The sequence below is a fragment of the Pandoraea sp. NPDC087047 genome (genome assembly GCF_044745225.1).
Classification (GTDB): Bacteria; Pseudomonadota; Gammaproteobacteria; order Burkholderiales; family Burkholderiaceae; genus Pandoraea.
The window spans coordinates 136,573-152,124 of record NZ_JBIUZU010000003.1; the positions used below are offsets into that span (position 1 = coordinate 136,573).

Annotated in this window: 17 protein-coding genes, 1 pseudogene and 1 other annotated feature; of the genes and pseudogenes, 10 read left to right on the forward strand and 8 right to left on the reverse strand. The window is 60.2% G+C overall.

Features of this window, described 5'->3' with window-relative positions; genetic code table 11:
• Positions 1 to 2 precede the first annotated feature (2 nt).
• Genes ACIPHM_RS06160 through ACIPHM_RS06175 form a run of 4 tightly spaced genes read left to right on the forward strand, consistent with a single transcriptional unit; the run spans position 3 to position 1,854 of the window.
• Positions 3 to 122, forward strand: coding sequence for a cytochrome oxidase small assembly protein (locus ACIPHM_RS06160; RefSeq protein WP_400325613.1), 120 nt, complete (start codon positions 3 to 5; stop codon positions 120 to 122).
• Positions 123 to 740 (forward strand): cytochrome c oxidase assembly protein, encoded by a 618-nt coding sequence (locus ACIPHM_RS06165; RefSeq protein ID WP_400325615.1) that lies wholly within the window; start codon positions 123 to 125, stop codon positions 738 to 740.
• Positions 733 to 954, forward strand: coding sequence for a DUF2970 domain-containing protein (locus ACIPHM_RS06170; protein ID WP_400325618.1), 222 nt, complete (start codon positions 733 to 735; stop codon positions 952 to 954). The genes ACIPHM_RS06165 and ACIPHM_RS06170 overlap by 8 nt, the downstream gene beginning before the upstream one ends.
• Positions 955 to 993: 39 nt before the next feature.
• The gene (locus tag ACIPHM_RS06175) at positions 994 to 1,854 is read left to right on the forward strand and encodes a cytochrome c oxidase subunit 3 (RefSeq protein ID WP_400325621.1); all 861 of its coding nucleotides are present in this window, start codon (positions 994 to 996) and stop codon (positions 1,852 to 1,854) included.
• A gap of 304 nt (positions 1,855 to 2,158) precedes the next feature.
• Here the strand turns inward: ACIPHM_RS06175 and ACIPHM_RS06180 are convergent, their stop codons facing one another.
• Positions 2,159 to 2,362, reverse strand: coding sequence for a twin transmembrane helix small protein (locus tag ACIPHM_RS06180; RefSeq protein ID WP_023597799.1), 204 nt, complete (start codon positions 2,360 to 2,362; stop codon positions 2,159 to 2,161).
• 144 nt (positions 2,363 to 2,506) lie between these two features.
• On the opposite strand from ACIPHM_RS06180, the gene ACIPHM_RS06185 reads away from it, so the two are divergent.
• The 5 genes from ACIPHM_RS06185 to ACIPHM_RS06205 all read left to right on the forward strand — a co-directional run bounded on the left by ACIPHM_RS06185 (position 2,507) and on the right by ACIPHM_RS06205 (position 6,851).
• Positions 2,507 to 3,232 carry an SURF1 family protein gene (locus ACIPHM_RS06185; protein WP_400326522.1) on the forward strand — a complete coding sequence of 242 codons (726 nt, stop codon included), beginning with the start codon at positions 2,507 to 2,509 and terminating at the stop codon, positions 3,230 to 3,232.
• A gap of 19 nt (positions 3,233 to 3,251) precedes the next feature.
• A complete protein-coding gene (locus ACIPHM_RS06190; protein WP_400326525.1) occupies positions 3,252 to 3,893 on the forward strand; it encodes an SCO family protein in 642 nt (213 codons plus the stop codon).
• Positions 3,894 to 3,987: 94 nt separating this feature from the next.
• Complete coding sequence (locus ACIPHM_RS06195; RefSeq protein ID WP_400325626.1) at positions 3,988 to 5,178, forward strand: heme A synthase; 1,191 nt, start codon at positions 3,988 to 3,990, stop codon at positions 5,176 to 5,178.
• Between the two features lie 19 nt (positions 5,179 to 5,197).
• Positions 5,198 to 6,103 (forward strand): heme o synthase, encoded by a 906-nt coding sequence (gene cyoE / locus ACIPHM_RS06200; protein WP_400325629.1) that lies wholly within the window; start codon positions 5,198 to 5,200, stop codon positions 6,101 to 6,103.
• Positions 6,104 to 6,245: 142 nt separating this feature from the next.
• Positions 6,246 to 6,851, forward strand: a complete 606-nt coding sequence (locus ACIPHM_RS06205; RefSeq protein WP_400325631.1) for an SCO family protein — start codon at positions 6,246 to 6,248, stop codon at positions 6,849 to 6,851.
• 126 nt (positions 6,852 to 6,977) lie between these two features.
• Here ACIPHM_RS06205 and cydX read toward each other — a convergent pair whose 3' ends face one another.
• The 7 genes and pseudogenes from cydX to rpoH all read right to left on the reverse strand — a co-directional run bounded on the left by cydX (position 6,978) and on the right by rpoH (position 14,871).
• Positions 6,978 to 7,094 (reverse strand): cytochrome bd-I oxidase subunit CydX, encoded by a 117-nt coding sequence (gene cydX / locus ACIPHM_RS06210; RefSeq protein WP_023597792.1) that lies wholly within the window; start codon positions 7,092 to 7,094, stop codon positions 6,978 to 6,980.
• A 15-nt stretch (positions 7,095 to 7,109) separates the two neighbouring features.
• The gene (gene cydB / locus ACIPHM_RS06215; RefSeq protein WP_400326528.1) at positions 7,110 to 8,246 is read right to left on the reverse strand and encodes a cytochrome d ubiquinol oxidase subunit II; all 1,137 of its coding nucleotides are present in this window, start codon (positions 8,244 to 8,246) and stop codon (positions 7,110 to 7,112) included.
• A gap of 27 nt (positions 8,247 to 8,273) precedes the next feature.
• Positions 8,274 to 9,878: a cytochrome ubiquinol oxidase subunit I gene (locus ACIPHM_RS06220; RefSeq protein WP_400325635.1), complete on the reverse strand. Its 1,605-nt coding sequence runs from the start codon at positions 9,876 to 9,878 to the stop codon at positions 8,274 to 8,276.
• A complete protein-coding gene (gene cydP / locus ACIPHM_RS06225) occupies positions 9,868 to 10,197 on the reverse strand; it encodes a cytochrome oxidase putative small subunit CydP (RefSeq protein WP_400325637.1) in 330 nt (109 codons plus the stop codon). The genes ACIPHM_RS06220 and cydP overlap by 11 nt, the downstream gene beginning before the upstream one ends.
• A gap of 324 nt (positions 10,198 to 10,521) precedes the next feature.
• Positions 10,522 to 10,694, reverse strand: a pseudogene (locus ACIPHM_RS06230) (IS3 family transposase); the annotation flags it as partial.
• Positions 10,582 to 10,689: a sequence feature (AL1L pseudoknot), on the reverse strand. Its footprint overlaps the pseudogene before it by 108 nt.
• Positions 10,695 to 10,718: 24 nt before the next feature.
• Positions 10,719 to 13,493, reverse strand: a complete 2,775-nt coding sequence (locus ACIPHM_RS06235; protein WP_400325639.1) for a hypothetical protein — start codon at positions 13,491 to 13,493, stop codon at positions 10,719 to 10,721.
• 439 nt (positions 13,494 to 13,932) lie between these two features.
• A complete protein-coding gene (gene rpoH / locus ACIPHM_RS06240) occupies positions 13,933 to 14,871 on the reverse strand; it encodes an RNA polymerase sigma factor RpoH (protein WP_400325642.1) in 939 nt (312 codons plus the stop codon).
• 222 nt (positions 14,872 to 15,093) lie between these two features.
• On the opposite strand from rpoH, the gene ACIPHM_RS06245 reads away from it, so the two are divergent.
• A complete protein-coding gene (locus ACIPHM_RS06245) occupies positions 15,094 to 15,483 on the forward strand; it encodes a nuclear transport factor 2 family protein (RefSeq protein ID WP_400325645.1) in 390 nt (129 codons plus the stop codon).
• Positions 15,484 to 15,552 lie beyond the last annotated feature (69 nt).

Here is a 15,552-nt window from a genome sequence, read left to right on the forward strand (position 1 = left end):
TCATGGCAATCAGTCGCGAACAGCGGATGAGAAACCTGCGCACCGGGCTGATTCTCGGCTCGGTGGTGCTGGTGTTCTTCATCGGCGTGATGATCAAGACCAAACTGCTGGGTGGCCTCTGAATGGCCGGGCCGCGACGCGTCAACGCACGCACCTTCAGCAAGTTGCTGCTGCTGGTCGCGGTGATGTTCGGTTTCGGCTACGCGATGGTGCCGTTCTATCGCGCGTTCTGCGACCTCGTGGGCATCAACCAGTTGGGGGATCGCACGACCGAGATCAGCGCACGCAATTCGCAGGTCGACGAGAGTCGCACGATCACCGTCGAGTTCGACGCCAATGCCCAGGGGCCGCTGCGCTTCAAGCCGGCGAAGAGCAGTCTGACGGTGCACCCGGGGCAGATCGCGACCATCGAGTACGAAGTGGCCAATCAACAGCCGCATGAAGTGCGTGCGCAGGCGATCCCGAGTTATGCGCCGGCGCAGGCCGCGAGCTACTTCAAGAAGATCGAGTGCTTCTGCTTCACGCAGCAGACACTCAAGGCCGGAGAGGCCAAGGAGTTTCCGGTGGTGTTCGTGGTGGACACGAAGCTGCCCAAGGATGTGAATACGATCACGCTGTCCTATACTTTTTTCGATCTCGGCAGGAACGATGCCAATCAACGCGCGGACGCCCCAACGGGTGCGCAGGTTGGCGAGGTGAGCGCAGGAGCGACAGGAGGAGGCAAGGGCGGCAATGGATGACCTGAAGGAGGCGACCCAGCGCAAGCTGTCATTCGCTCAGACCATCAACGCGGTGTTCTGGTCGTTTTTCGGCGTGCGCAAGGGGCGTGATCACGACCGCGACATGGCGCAGTTGAACCCTGTGCATCTGATCATTGCGGGATTGATCGGGGGCATCCTGTTTGTCGTGGCGCTGGTGTTTTTGGCGAAGCTCGCCATTCGGCTCGCGACGTGACTGGCATAGACAAAGAGAACCAAGCCTGGAGAGATAAGAATGAGTGGTCAACACCAAACGGCGCCTTACTACTTCGTGCCGGCCCCCTCGCGCCATCCGGTGAGCTGCAGTATTGGCCTGCTGGTGGTGCTCGGATCGGCCGCCGCGTGGGTCAACGGACAATCGTGGGCACCGTGGACGGCGCTGGCCGGCCTGTTGTGGGTGCTGTGGGTGCTGCGCAACTGGTTTGGCGACTCGATTGCCGAGTCCGAGGGCGGTTTGTACAGCAAGCGCATCGACGTGTCCTACCGCTGGGGCATGAGCTGGTTCATCTTCTCCGAGGTGATGTTCTTCGCGGCGTTCTTCGGCGCGCTGTTCTACGCACGTACGCTGGCGATGCCGTGGCTCGGCGATCTGGACAACAAGCTGCTGTGGCCCGACTTCAGCGCCGTGTGGCCCAACACCGGCCCGGCGGGTGTCGTCGACGCCTTCGAGACGATGGGCCCGTGGCCGATCCCCACGCTCAACACCGCGCTGCTGCTGACGTCGGGCGTCACGCTCACGATCTCGCACCACGCGCTGCGTGCGAATCATCGTGGCACCGCGATCTTCTGGCTGTTCGCCACCGTCGTGCTGGGCTTCGTTTTCCTCGGCTTTCAGGCGTATGAATATCACCACGCCTACACCGAACTGAACCTGAAGCTGACCTCGGGCGTGTATGGCTCGACGTTCTTCCTGCTCACCGGCTTCCACGGCTTTCACGTGATGCTGGGCGCGATCATGCTCTCCGTCATGCTGGTGCGTTTGATGAAGGGGCATTTCACGCCGGAGCACCACTTCGGTTTCGAAGGCGCCGCATGGTACTGGCACTTCGTGGACGTGGTCTGGCTGGGGCTGTATGTCGTGGTCTACTGGCTCTGACGCCGATCTCGTCGAACGTTTGGGGACGCCGCCGGATTCCGGCGGCGTTTGCATTTGCAGGGACGGTGCTTGCCGGATAGGGCAGTAGGGGCATTCCGGGGCCGGATGACGTTGACGACGCGAAATGCGGCCTTATGTCGCACGGTTGTCATCGGCCGGGACGCCGGAGCGCTGCGTGCCGATGGCTGGCGTCGGCACTTGTCGTTGGGATAATGCGCAATCGGCGTGACGTTGCCGAATCCGGGGTGACGACGCAGACAAGGGATGGGGTGCGGCGATTTGCCGCAGGAGGGCCGCGCGGGACTCAGTATCGTATGCCCGTGCTGTGAATCCAGCCCATCCAGTTGGCGAACAGGATGAGCAGGAACAGCGTCACCGACAGGCCGACGCGCACCATAAGTGAATGTACGGTGCGATTTGACCGGCCCTTGTCCCGCATCATGAAAAACAATGCGGACGCCAGACTGCCAAGAATCAGGACGAAGGCGATGGCAACGATGATGCGCATGATCTGTCCGATGACGGGAATTCGTCATTATCGGGCAACGCACACCGGCTGGCACGCTGCAATGCAGTGTGTACGGCAAGTGTCCTGCGCGATCAAACGGTAGCCAGACAAGGAACGGATGTGTTGAAAACCCTCATGCGTGGCATGCGACCGGTACCGGCGCTGTTGATCCTGTTGAGCGTGATGCTCACCGCGGCGCTTGGCGTGTGGCAGTATCAGCGCGCACAGATGCGCCTGGCGCGTCAGGCGCAGATCGAGCAAGCCGAGCGTGCGCCGGTGTTGGCGCTGGGCGCACAGGCCTATTCGCTGAGCGACGTGGCGAATCGCCGCGTACGCGTGACCGGCCGCTTTTTGCAAAACCGCGTGGTGTATCTGGACAATCGTCCGCGTAACGAACTGCCCGGTTTCTACGTGGTGATGGCGTTGCAGGTCGCGCCGGACCACGTGGTGCTTGTCAATCGCGGCTGGCTGCCGCGCGACCTGCGCGACCGCGTGTCGATCATGCCGTATGCGACCCCGGCGGGCGACGTCACCGTCGAAGGGATTGCCGCGCCCGATCCGTCGCGTGCTTTCGAGTTGGGGCACGGCGGTTCGGCGCCAGGGCTGACGATTCGTCAGAATCTCGATGTCGCGGATTACGCACGCGAGACGTCGCTACCGCTGCAACCGTTCGTCATCATGCAGACGAACGACACGGGCGATCACCTGCTGCGCGACTGGCCTGCGCCAGCGAGCGGCGCGGATCGCAATTATGGTTACATGGCGCAGTGGTTCGGCATGTCGCTGATCCTGGCGCTGCTGGGGCTGCGTCTGGCGTATCGGCGCGGACGCCGGCTCGCCAAAGCCACCGATCACTTCAAGCGGGCATGAGGCGAATATGAGTGCAGATATGAGGACGCAGGGGCGCGCCGCGAGCCCCGCAGGCGCAGGCAGTCCCGCCATCGACCCGGCACAGCGACGCCGGGCGCGGGGCATGCTGGTGCTGCTCTTCGTGGTGTGCGCCGCCCCGGCCATCGCGGCGTATCTGATGTATTACGTCTTCAAGCCGCAGGGCGGCACGTCGGCGTACGGCAAGCTGATCGAGCCGCAGCGGCCGCTGCCCGCGCTGATCGTGCACGATGATGAGACAGGGGAGAACCTGCCGTTGTCGTCGCTTCAGGGCAAGTGGCTGATGATCAGCGCGGATACCGCTGAGTGCGACGAGAATTGCGTGAGCAAGCTCTTTTATATGCGGCAGATCCGCGTACTTCAGGGCAATGAGCGTACGCGGGTGGAAACGCTGTGGTTGGTGACGGACGGCGCGGCCGTGGCGCAGAAGATCGACGACGCCTATGCGGATACGCGGCGTCTGCGTGCCGATCCGGTGGCGCTGGCCTCGTGGCTGCCGACGCAAGAGGGCACGGGCCTGCGTGATCACATCTATCTGGTCGACCCGCTGGGCAACCTGATGATGGCGTTCCCGAAGAACGCCGACCCGGGCAGGATCAAGAGCGACCTGTCGCGACTGCTCAAGTGGTCGGGGACGGGTTGAGGCGCCGGGGGGAATGTCCTCTCGCCGATTGACGAAACAAGCAGGACCGAGCGCCCTTGTGCGCCGGACATGACGAAGAACTGACGCAAAACCGATGCTTTACCTTCTGGAACTGGGCTTCATCGGCCTGTGTATCGCGGTGCTGCCGCTCGGCTGGGTGCTCCTGCGCCGCGACGCGAACAAGTACCGCAAACTGGCCTGGGTGACGACCTTTCTCACGCTCGACCTGATCATGTTCGGCGGCTTCACGCGGCTGACGGATTCGGGCCTCGGTTGCCCCGACTGGCCGGGGTGCTACGGCACGTCGTCGCCGTTCGCCGCGCATGCCGACATTCACGCCGCGCAGTTGCTGCTGCCGACCGGGCCGGTCACGTTCGTCAAGGCGTGGATCGAGATGATTCATCGCTATTTCGCCATGGCCGTGGGCGTGCTCATCATCACCTTGATGGTGATGGCATGGGTCAAGCGCCGTGAGCTCAGGCAGTCGCCGTGGCTGGCGACCTGGCTGCTGGTGCTGGTGTGTGTGCAGGGGGCGTTCGGCGCGTGGACGGTCACGATGAAGCTGCAACCGGTGATCGTCTCCATCCATTTGATGTTGGCGCTCACTCTGCTAGGGTCGCTCGCGTGGCTGGCGTCGCGTCAGATGCCGCTGGCGAGCGTGGCGGCGGACCCCGGCGCCTTGCGCTGGCGCTGGGCGGCGCTTTTCGGATTGGCGTTGCTCGTCTTTCAGATTGCCCTTGGCGGATGGGTGAGCACCAACTACGCTGTATTGGCATGTACCGACTTCCCGACGTGTCAGGGGCAATGGATACCGTCGATGGACTTCCACAACGGCTTCCGGCTGTGGCGCGAGCTGGGCAAGACAGCGGGTGGCGAGGTGATTCCGATGGACGCGCTCGTGGCGATCCATTGGGTGCACCGGACGTTTGCGGTGGTTGTGGTGCTCTATCTGGCGTGGCTGGCGAGCCGGCTGCGACGTCATGCCGCGCTCAGAAAGCTCTCGATTCTGGTATTGATACTGGTGCTCGTGCAATTCGCGACCGGATTGTCGAACATTGTTTTCCAATGGCCGTTGCTCAACGCCATCGCTCATAACGGCGGGGCGGCGGTCCTGCTGCTATTGCTTGTCATGTTAAACTACCGCATTCGCGCCGCAAGTATTGCCAACGCGGCGCCTGTTGCGGCCGGCCTGAGCGATCAGGCAGACCTTCCGGCCCGCCAGAAGCCTCTCTCCACCGCGGAGCCGGCGGCTGCTGCGCTCGGCGCCCCGACTGGCCCGGCGTAGCGCATTGCCCTCTGAGTGTATGAAAAGCACGACCCTTCCCCATCCGCCGGCTAGCCGTATCGCGCAGTACTGGGCGTTGACCAAGCCCCGCGTGACGCAGCTCGCCGTCTTCTGTGCCGTTATCGGCATGTTCCTGTCCACGCGCGGCATGGTGCCGTGGCAGGTGCTGATCGGCGGCACCATCGGTATCTGGCTGCTCGCCGGGTCCGCTTTCGCCGTCAATTGCCTGATCGAACAGCGCGTGGACGCCCTCATGCGCCGCACCGCGTGGCGCCCGTCCGCACGCGGCGAGATTGCGCCCTGGCAGATCATCGTCTTCTCGACGATCTTGGGTGCTGCCGGCATGGTGGTACTCTATACGTTCACCAACGCGCTCACAATGTGGCTCACGCTGGCCACGTTCGTCGGCTACGCGCTCATCTACACGATCATCCTCAAGCCCTCGACGCCGCAGAACATTGTGATCGGCGGAGCGTCCGGTGCGATGCCGCCGGCACTCGGCTGGGCCGCGGCGACCGGCGCCGTGCCGGCCGATGCGTGGATTCTGGTGCTCATCATCTTCGTCTGGACGCCGCCGCACTTCTGGGCGCTCGCGCTCTATCGCCGTCAGGATTACGTGAATTCGGGGCTGCCGATGCTGCCGATCACGCACGGCGAGAAGTACACGCGTTTGCAGATCCTGCTGTACAGCGTTGTGCTGTTCGCGGTGTCGCTGCTGCCGTTCGCGCATCGCATGAGCGGTTATCTGTATCTCGTCTCGGCGGTGGTGCTCTCGGGCATCTTCCTTGGGTACGCGGTCAAGCTGTGGCGCAATTATTCCGACGAGCTCTCGCGCTCGATGTTCCGCTATTCGATCGTCTACCTCTCGCTGCTGTTCGCGGCGTTGCTGGTCGATCATTACGTGCAGATCTACCTGCTGGGCTAAGCGGCCACGACGAGCGAGTACACGCTCGCTTCGCCCGCCGCAGGGTGAGTCACGACGACAGGCGCGTTACGGTATTCTTGACCGGCGCGCCTGTTGTATTTTCGGAAGGCGTTTTTTCCATACGTTCTGGGGTCATTCGTTCATGAATCTTGCTGTCATCTGGTTGCGCCGCGCGATGTTGCTGATGGGGCTCACTGTGCTTCTCGCCGCGTGCGGCAAAGCGGGTCCGACGTTCCAGAGTCTCGATATCACCGGCAACAAGGAATTCGCGAAGGATTTCTCGTTGCAGGATCCGCAGGGCAAGACGCGTACGCTCGCCGACTACAAGGGCAAAGCCGTGGTGATGTTCTTCGGCTATACGCATTGCCCGGACGTGTGCCCGACCACGATGGCAGAACTCAATCAGGTGATGCAGAAGCTCGGCCCGGACGACGCGCAACGCGTGCAGGTGCTCTTCGTGACCGTCGATCCGCAGCGTGATACCTCGGAGCTGATGGGCCAGTACGTGCCCGCGTTCAACCCGGCGTTCGTGGGCCTGCGCCCGGCGGACGACGCGGCGCTCAAGGAAGTCACCAAGTCGTTCCGTGTCGTGGTCAACAAGGTCGAGGGCTCGACGCCCAACAACTACACCATCGATCACACGGCAGGCATTTACGTCTTCGATCCGGACGGCCAGTTGCGCCTGTTCATGCGCCCTGACGAGCCGGTCGACGCGATGGCCAAGGATTTGAAGACGCTGCTGAGCTAAGGCCGTCGTCTTCCTGGCCGGTGCATCGCCGGTCGTCGCCATCCATAAAAATCGCGCCCCTGGAGGCGCGATTTTTGTTTCTGCATCGGGATGGGCGTCCGGTGACGCCAGCGAGCGTTGCCGGACTCAGTTGCCTTCCTGGCTGCGACGTTCGAGATCGTCATGCGCTTCGAACCACATCACATTGATGATGCCGAACGCGAGCGCGAGGCCAAGGCCGAGAATCCAAGAGAAGTACCACATGTCGCGACTCCTTGATCAGTACATCGTGTGCGGGTTGTCGTTGACCGCCTCGATCGTCACGCGGCCCCGGATCACGCGATACACCCAACCGGTGTAGAGCAGGATGATAGGCAGGAAGACGATCACGGCGATGAGCATGATTTGCAGCGTGAGCTGGCTCGATGTGGCGTCCCAGACCGTGAGGCTGCTGCCCGGCGCGGTGGCCGAGGGCATCACGAACGGGAACATCGAGAAGCCGGCGGTCAGGATGATGCCGGCCATCATCAGGCCGGTAATGACGAACGTCCACGCGTAGGCACGGCTGGTGGCGAGCAGCGCCGCGAGCAGTGCGCACACGCAGGCGACGACCGGCGCTGCGATCATCCACGCATAGGTGTGATAGTTCGTGAGCCACAGGCCGGGGCCGGTGGTGACCTGCTTCATGAGCGGGTTGGCCGGCGAGTCGGTCGCGCCCATTTGCGTGATGGCGAAGCCGTCGACATGCGTGGCGACGAGCGCCCCTGCCACGAGGAACAGCAGCAGCGTGCCGAGTGCGGTGAAACGCATGATGCGTCCGGCGCGCGCGGCCACGAGCGGGTCGGCCTTCATACGCAGGTGGGCCGCACCGTGCGTGAGCAGCATCAGCAGGCTCACCAGCCCGCACAGCAGTGCAAACGGGTTGAGCAGGGCCCAGAAGGAGCCGGTGTATGTCGAGCGCAGGGTGTTGTCGAACGAGAACGGCAGGCCGAGCAACAGGTTGCCGAAGGCCACGCCGAACACCAGCGACGGTACCGTGCTGCCCACGAACAGTGCCCAGTCCCACGAATTGCGCCAGCGCGCGCTGGGCAGTTTGTTGCGATAGTCGAAGCCGACCGGTCGCAGGAACAGCGCGAAGAGCACGAGCAGCAGCGCCCAGTACAGGCCCGAGAACGCCGCGGCGTAGACGAGCGGCCACGCGGCGAACATTGCACCGCCCGCCGTCACGAACCAGACCTGATTGCCTTCCCAGGTGGGCGCGACAGTGTTGATGATGACGCGGCGCTCCGCGTCGGTTTTGCCGAGGAAGGGCAGCAGCGTACCGGTGCCCATGTCGAAGCCGTCGAAGAAGGCGAAGCCAATCAGCAGCACGCCGATGAGCACCCACCAGATCAGCTTGAGTACGGTGTAATCGATCATCATGATGTGGTTTCTCCCTGACGATCAGACCGAAGCGGCCTGACGATCGCTAGCGACCGCGCTACCGTGCGGGGCTTCCGTCTCGAAGTGATAACGGCCGGTGTGCAGCGAGGACGGGCCGAGCTTGACGTACTTCACCATCAGGAACATTTCGATGATGAGCAGCGCGGTGTAGAAGATGATGAAGCCCGCGAGACTCATGTACAGGTCGCTCGCGGAGAGCGACGACGTCGAGAGATGCGTCGGCAGAATGCCCGCGATGGTCCACGGCTGACGACCCACTTCGGCGACGATCCAGCCGAACTCGGCGGCGAGCCATGGCAACGGAATGGCCCACACGGTCCAGCGCAGGAACCAGGCCGAGCGCGGCTTGAGCAGGCGGCGTCGTGCGCACAGCCAGAAGGCCCACAGGAACGTGAAGAGGAACAGGAAGCCGAGGCCGACCATGATGCGGAACGACCAGAACACGGGCGCGACCGGCGGGATCGTATCGTTGGCCGCCATGTGGATCTGCTCCGGCGTGGCGTCGACCACATTCGGCGTGTACTTCTTGAGCAGCAGGCCGTAGCCGAGGTCGTCCTTGTACTTGTCGAACTCGGCGCGCACGGCCGGCGACGTATCGCCGCCGCGCAGTTTTTCGAGCGCCGCGAACGCGAGCATGCCGCGCTTGATGTTTTCCTTGTGTTCGTCGCGCAATTGCGTGAGACCGATCACCGGCGTGTCGACCGAGCGCGTGGCGATCAGGCCCATCGCCCAGGGAATCTTCACTGCGTAATCGGTGCGTTCTTCCTTCTGGTTCGGGAAACCGAACAGCGTGAACGATGCGGGCGGCTTGGCCGTCTCCCATTCCGCTTCGATGGCGGCGAGCTTGACCTTCTGCACTTCACCCGTGGTGTAGCCCGATTCGTCCCCCAGCACGATCACCGAGAGCGTGGACGCCAGGCCGAAGCCCGCCGCGACCGCGAAGGAGCGCAGGGCGAACGGCACGTCGCGACGCTTGAGCAGATACCACGCGGAGATGCCGAGCACGAACATGGCGGCGGTCACGTAACCGGCCGAGAGCGTGTGCACGAACTTCACCTGCGCCACCGGGTTGAAGACCACTTCCCAGATGCTGTTGAGCTCCATGCGCATGGTTTCGTAGTTGAAATGCGCACCGATCGGATTGTTCATCCAGCCGTTGGCCACCAGAATCCACAAGGCCGACAGGTTCGAGCCGAGCGCCACGGCAAAGGTCGTCGCCAGGTGGCCGATGCGCGAGAGCTTGTTCCAGCCGAAGAAGAACAGGCCCACGAACGTGGCTTCGAGGAAGAATGCCATCAGCCCTTCGATGGCAAGCGGCACGCCGAAGATGTCACCGACGTAATGCGAGTAGTAAGCCCAGTTGGTGCCGAACTGGAATTCGAGCGTGAGACCGGTGGTCACGCCCATCGCGAAGTTGATCAGGAAGAGCTTGCCCCAGAACTGGGTCATGTCCTTGTAGATCTGCTTGCCGGTCATCACGTAAACCGATTCCATGATGACGAGCAGCCACGACAGGCCCAGTGTGAGCGGGACGAACAGGAAGTGATACAGCGCCGTTATGGCGAACTGCAAGCGCGAGAGGTCAACGACTTCGCTACTGATCATGGCGGACACCTTGACTTTGGGTGGAGGACTGCGCTTCGACTGCCTGCGGCCCGATCAGGGCGCGGGCCACGACATCCGGCGGCAATTGCATATGCTTGGCCATCGGGGCGTCGAAGAACGCGTGCTTCAGAATAAACAGGAGTACTACCTTGATCGCGAGGACGATCAGGATTTCGAGGGCGAAACGGGACGGGCGGGTGCGCCAGCGCCGGGCCATCCAGGCGAGCAAGCCCGAGGCGGTCGTCGCGTTGCCGGGCGACGCGGCAGCGGGTGCGGCCGTGGCGGGCGGCTTCAGACTGCTAGGAGAGTGGGTGTCCATCCGTGACGGCTCCTGGCGTCGAAAGTCGTGTTGTCGGGAACAGCGTCGACTTCCGGCGCATTTTGCCTTATCGCTTGAAAATGTCAAACCGCAGCGCGGGGGCGGATGACACGCAGATGACGCTGGTTCGATGCGGATCTGCCGTTGTGGTCACGGCGGATGAGAAGCGGATTCGAGACAAGGGTCCGGCGCAGCGAACGGCCCCCGGGCCGTCCTTCGCACGCAGCATGGCCACGTACGAGCCGATTCTATCGAGCGGTCTGCCGCACGACCTTGCGATGTATCAAGTCGCGCACAAATGATGCGTGATTCTTGTCAGGGTGTTGCGTCGAGGCACGGTGGAAGCCGTTGCGACGCCTTGTGGCATAAGGGGGGGTAGCCCGACGGGGCGATCCGCCACACCCGGCGGATCGGCTCGACCCCGAAGGCGTCGCGATACGGTGCTTCATGGCGCGCATCGGCGGTCGAGCTCCGCCGGGGCGAAAAAATGCGCGCGCCGTTATCGACTTCGTCCCGCCTGATCAGCCAGGGAGTTGAGTCTTGCTAAGGAATCGTTCCAGTCGTTCCTTGTCGCTTGCACGCAGCTCAATAGACCGGCCATTCGACAAATGCAGTACTGCTGAATGACCGGAATTCTGGTTCCATTCAGTGCGCGTCACCTGTTGGCCGTCAGTAAGTTCAAGGAAACTCTCATTCTTTTTGACGTCTGAGTGGCCGCCAACATGAATGGTCACGTTGGAACGCACGTTCCCGAGCCTGACGATGTCCTTCTCACCGATCGTATAAATCTGTGTGTCATGGTAGACATTCTTCATGTCGACAACAGTTTGTTTTGAATTGTCAGTGACAATGGATCGGGAGAACGCGTCCGGATTGGCTGCGTGCGGATTTGGATCGTTGTCGGGAGTTTGTTTGCTTTTCGTATAGCGCTCGCCTTCCCGCAAGCTGAGTTCATAGGATGTCATCAAAACTGACGGCTTGATTGTCAACTCAAGCTCCCGGTCGCCGATCCTGCTCAGATTCTCACGCTGAGTTTTCGCCCACGCATCCGAAACATGCCCTCGATCGCTCAAGTCCTGGATAGACCCGTCAACATACGAGCGTGCGCTTTCTCCGGGGGCGCGTTCCCGAAGTTTATTGCCGTCTCGGCTAGCGATATCCGTTCGAATTACGTCGCGAAGGAATCGCCCCGTTTCCGTTCTTGCGAGGTGGTTGTTTTCCGCAATATTGATGTTTCGATTTTTATTCGTCCACTGTATCGCAGATTTCATTCCCTCCATGCGCTCATTCCGTGTCAGGTTGTGAACTGTTTTCAAATCGTTGGCGTGTATCGTCTTTCCGTTCTTGCTATTGAGATTTGAAGTGTCCACAAAGAACTTCCACCATTCGTTGGGGTCGTCGGACTGCGGCACGGGTGGGAGTGCTGATTTTTCTGGATTTTTGCTGTAAGCGTCTATTGCGTAATTGATGGTATTGGTAAAGACATTGTCCGCAGCTACGCCAGCCTTGGATTGCCCCTGTCGGGAACGAGGGTACGGAGTGTACTCGGAATTCGCACGGTAATTGAAATAAGTGTCGAATTGCTTTCGCACCATCTGATGGCCATCGTTGGTTGAATCTTTCCTGTCGGTGTCGGCAATTACAGGGTATTTTTTCTCTTTGGGTGGAGTGACTTCATTCTCGTCAATGACAATGAGGTTGGCGCCCTCGCCGTCGGCCACGCCGTGTTTCAGATAGGGCGAGCCGGTTTGTTGCGTGTGCGTATCGATGTTAGCGGAGCCACTAAAGAGCGTGCTGTGAGAATAGCCATATTGCTTTGAGATTTCTTGGCCATTTGCGGCCTGCCAACCCTCACCTTCTTTCTCATTTCTGCCGGAAGACTGCGATTGACGGGAGTTCAAATCCAAATGCAGATATGCTGAGTGGTCGTTGCCTGGTGCATTCGATCCATTCGGCTCCTTGCCGTGCGAGCTGTTTCCATCCGAGTTGACTGAGTTGAGGTAGTCCGATTTGTTGTTGTTGGTGTAGACGTTTCCGATTTTTATGCCGTACTGCGTTTCCAGATTGTTTATCTCGCCGGGGAGTTTGTCGGACTTTTCTTCAAGATAGATTTCTGCCTTTTTGACTTGCTCCGACTCATAGCTGAACTCTTCATGAGAGTGATCGGATTTTTTAATGTTATTTTGATCGTTGATCATGGAGGCAGTGTTGATCGCGTGTCCTGCAGCGAATAGCGCAAAACCCACCACGCCAGCCGAAGCTGAAACAATGGGCAACACGGACCCGCCCACGCCGAAAACCGCACCGATTTCAGCGAAGCTGCTAAAGACCGCCACGCTGCCGCTCGCAACGTTTATCGCACCGTTGGCAAATGCTTCACGATCCTTCGCATCATACATATCGATGGTTCCGCCTACGATGTTGTATGCCCCGTAGACAATGTTGCCAGCCTTGAGGAAGATCTTCGCATTCGGATTGTTGTTATACCAATTCGATGCTTCTTCCTTTAAGGCTGAAGCATCATTGGCGAATTTCTTTATTGATTCCGGAGTGTTGTCGGATATGGCTTTCCCGATTTTCGCCTTTACTTTGTCTAGCGTACCGACTTCAATTTTTCCACTTGCGTTGTCCAGAACATCCGTTTTTGTAAGAAGATTCTTGGCCTCATCTATGCTGGAGTAGGTGGAGTATATTTTGTAAGGCGTGTAAACAATTCCAACCGCGGCTTTTGTAAATTGATCAACTTCTTTTTTGGTGCCTGCATCATTCGAGATGTTAATCATTACCTCGTGATTGTCCAGCCCCATTGATTTGACGAAATTTTTGGTGGCGTCGAACAGCTTCGAGGAATCCGATGACTCCGATTTTGCCGCTGCAGCAAGGTTGTTATATGCAAGTTTTTGATCTTCTGTCTTGGGGCTGGTTTTTCTTTTTTCGTCTGATGTGGACAGTGAATAGTCTGGAATTTGAACATCGCCATTCGTGTCGATGTTTATGTTGATGGTGCTTGTTTGCGGCGGCGTGTAGCGAAACTGTTCCGCGCTATTGGAAGGTGCAGATTTTTTTGCATCCATTTCGGCCAGAATGGATGCGGTGCTTTGCGTCGAATTCGAACTCGGGGGATTGTTCGGCGTGGATTGAGTCCCGCCTGTGTTGTTCGAATTGATTTCCGGACTTCTTGCGGCGGTTCCGGTCGAGGTGCTGTTGTTTTCTTTGCCGTCGGCCTGTTCGGCGGCCGGCTCACCATCATTATTTTGAGGGTAATGGGATTGGTTTGCGTGGGGGGTGATGTTCATTGGCGTGAGTGAATGATGAATTGAAAAGCGCCCCCTTTTCATCGCTCAGGGCACATGGTTATTGCCCTGGATGTTCGCCGTACCTGTAAAGACCGTCAGCGTCTGGCGGTTAGCGTCGCTCGAGGTTCGCTGGTTTGTGACGAATTCGGGGGGGGGACCGTCAAAGGTGCTTTGGATTTTCATCTGCGGCGCATCCCATTTCAATTTGACTGGTCAGAAAATTGGCCAGTATCCGGTCAAAATCCGGGGCGGAAAGCCATGCTAGTCCTGGCTTGCGATGGACTCGGCCGCCCAATACGAATCCAATTGCGAACTTTCGAAGTTAAAAAAAAACCCCGTGAGTTTCACGGGGCTTGGCTGCCGGTCATCTCCGACAGGTGGCGACAGGAAATGTCGTGTGGCAATGTGTCACGCCATCTTGGACATCCCAATCAACGCATTATGCGTAGGCTTGCAGCGCGCCTTTCATCTTCTTCATGGCGGCGACTTCAATTTGGCGAATCCGCTCGGCGGAGACTCCGAATTCGTCGGCCAGTTCGTGCAGTGTGGCGCCGCCGCTACCGTCGTCGGCAACCGACAGCCAGCGTGCTTCGATAATGCGGCGGCTGCGTGCGTCGAGACGGCCGAGTGCCGTTTGCAGGCCGTCGCTTTGCAGATGGTCACGCTCGCGTGCGGCGATCACGGCGGTCGGCTCCTGATGGGAGTCGGCCAGATAGGCGATGGGGGCGAAGCTCGCGCTGTCGCTGTCGTCGCTGTGACCTTCGAGGGCGATATCGCCGCCCGACATACGCGTTTCCATCTCGATGACGTCTTCACGCTTGACGTTCAGATCGCGTGCGACCTGATCGATCTCTTCCGGCGTGAATGCCTGGAGGCCTTGCTTCTGGCTGCGCAGATTGAAGAAGAGCTTGCGCTGGGCCTTGGTCGTGGCGACCTTGACCGTGCGCCAGTTGCGCAGCACGTATTCGTGAATTTCGGCCTTGATCCAGTGCATGGCGTACGACACGAGCCGAACGCCCTGGGTCGGGTCGAAGCGCTTGACGGCTTTCATCAGGCCGATGTTGCCTTCCTGAATCAAGTCGGCGTGCGGCAGGCCGTAGCCGAGGTAATTGCGCGCGATCGATACCACCAGACGCAGGTGCGAGAGCACGAGCTGACGGGCGGCTTCAAGGTCGTCGCTTTCACGCAGGCGCTTGGCGAGCGACTGCTCTTCCTCGGCGGAAAGCAGGGGAATGCGATGGACAGCCTGAATGTAGCTGTCGATATTGCCCAGACTGCCCGGCAGCATCAAAGCCGACGGGGCAATAGCGAGGGCACGCGAGTTCGGCGCCGTGCCGGTGGCCGGCGTCGTCGGATGCTTGGTGGCGGCAGTACTCAACTGGCGGACTCCTAGTTAGCCTCTGGGAAAACATTTTAGCACTCTCTTTCGATGAGTGCTAAAGACGTTAGAACCCTTGCTGGGCGGGAAGTTTCCGCCCTCTCGGGGTTTTCCAGCACCCTCCGTGAAACGGGAGAAGTCACTGGCGCAAACGTGACTCGGATGGTGTAAATTGCAACCCAAGCCGCGAAGGTATTGTGATGGCGAAGACGGGAGGTCGGCATGGCTGGCAAGCACATTGACGCGGTACGAGAACTCGAATCGGCGCGCTTCGAAGCGATGGTGGAAGGCGACGTCGATGAGCTGGAAAAGCTCCTCGCCGACGACTTGTTCTACGTCCACTCGAACGGGAAACGCGAAACCAAACGCGAATTTCTCGAGGCGATCAGTTCTGGCCGCCGTCGTTATCTCGACATCGATGTCGATCCCAAGGCGCAGGAACTGCGCGAGTTCGGCGACACCGTGGTCGTTACCGGCAAGCTGAAAGTGGAGCTGGAAACGGCAACCGGCTCGCTTGCCTCGCAAATGACCTACACCGCGGTTCACAAACTCCTGTCCGAAGCCTGGCGCGTGATCTCGTGGCAGGCGACCCGCATGGCGTCGGCCGACTAAGTCGTTTGCCACCCCCGCTGATCCTCACCACGCCCGGTCCTCATCGGGCGTCTTCCCAAAACAGACGAT

Coding starts and splice junctions, on each gene's coding strand:
- ACIPHM_RS06160 (WP_400325613.1), top strand. CDS start 3: ATGGCAATCAGTCGCGAACAGCGGATGAGAAACCTGCGCACCGGGCTG.
- ACIPHM_RS06165 (WP_400325615.1), top strand. CDS start 123: ATGGCCGGGCCGCGACGCGTCAACGCACGCACCTTCAGCAAGTTGCTG.
- ACIPHM_RS06170 (WP_400325618.1), top strand. CDS start 733: ATGGATGACCTGAAGGAGGCGACCCAGCGCAAGCTGTCATTCGCTCAG.
- ACIPHM_RS06175 (WP_400325621.1), top strand. CDS start 994: ATGAGTGGTCAACACCAAACGGCGCCTTACTACTTCGTGCCGGCCCCC.
- ACIPHM_RS06180 (WP_023597799.1), bottom strand. CDS start 2,362: ATGCGCATCATCGTTGCCATCGCCTTCGTCCTGATTCTTGGCAGTCTG.
- ACIPHM_RS06185 (WP_400326522.1), top strand. CDS start 2,507: ATGCGACCGGTACCGGCGCTGTTGATCCTGTTGAGCGTGATGCTCACC.
- ACIPHM_RS06190 (WP_400326525.1), top strand. CDS start 3,252: ATGAGGACGCAGGGGCGCGCCGCGAGCCCCGCAGGCGCAGGCAGTCCC.
- ACIPHM_RS06195 (WP_400325626.1), top strand. CDS start 3,988: ATGCTTTACCTTCTGGAACTGGGCTTCATCGGCCTGTGTATCGCGGTG.
- cyoE (WP_400325629.1), top strand. CDS start 5,198: ATGAAAAGCACGACCCTTCCCCATCCGCCGGCTAGCCGTATCGCGCAG.
- ACIPHM_RS06205 (WP_400325631.1), top strand. CDS start 6,246: ATGAATCTTGCTGTCATCTGGTTGCGCCGCGCGATGTTGCTGATGGGG.
- cydX (WP_023597792.1), bottom strand. CDS start 7,094: ATGTGGTACTTCTCTTGGATTCTCGGCCTTGGCCTCGCGCTCGCGTTC.
- ACIPHM_RS06220 (WP_400325635.1), bottom strand. CDS start 9,878: ATGATCAGTAGCGAAGTCGTTGACCTCTCGCGCTTGCAGTTCGCCATA.
- cydP (WP_400325637.1), bottom strand. CDS start 10,197: ATGGACACCCACTCTCCTAGCAGTCTGAAGCCGCCCGCCACGGCCGCA.
- ACIPHM_RS06235 (WP_400325639.1), bottom strand. CDS start 13,493: ATGAACATCACCCCCCACGCAAACCAATCCCATTACCCTCAAAATAAT.
- ACIPHM_RS06245 (WP_400325645.1), top strand. CDS start 15,094: ATGGCTGGCAAGCACATTGACGCGGTACGAGAACTCGAATCGGCGCGC.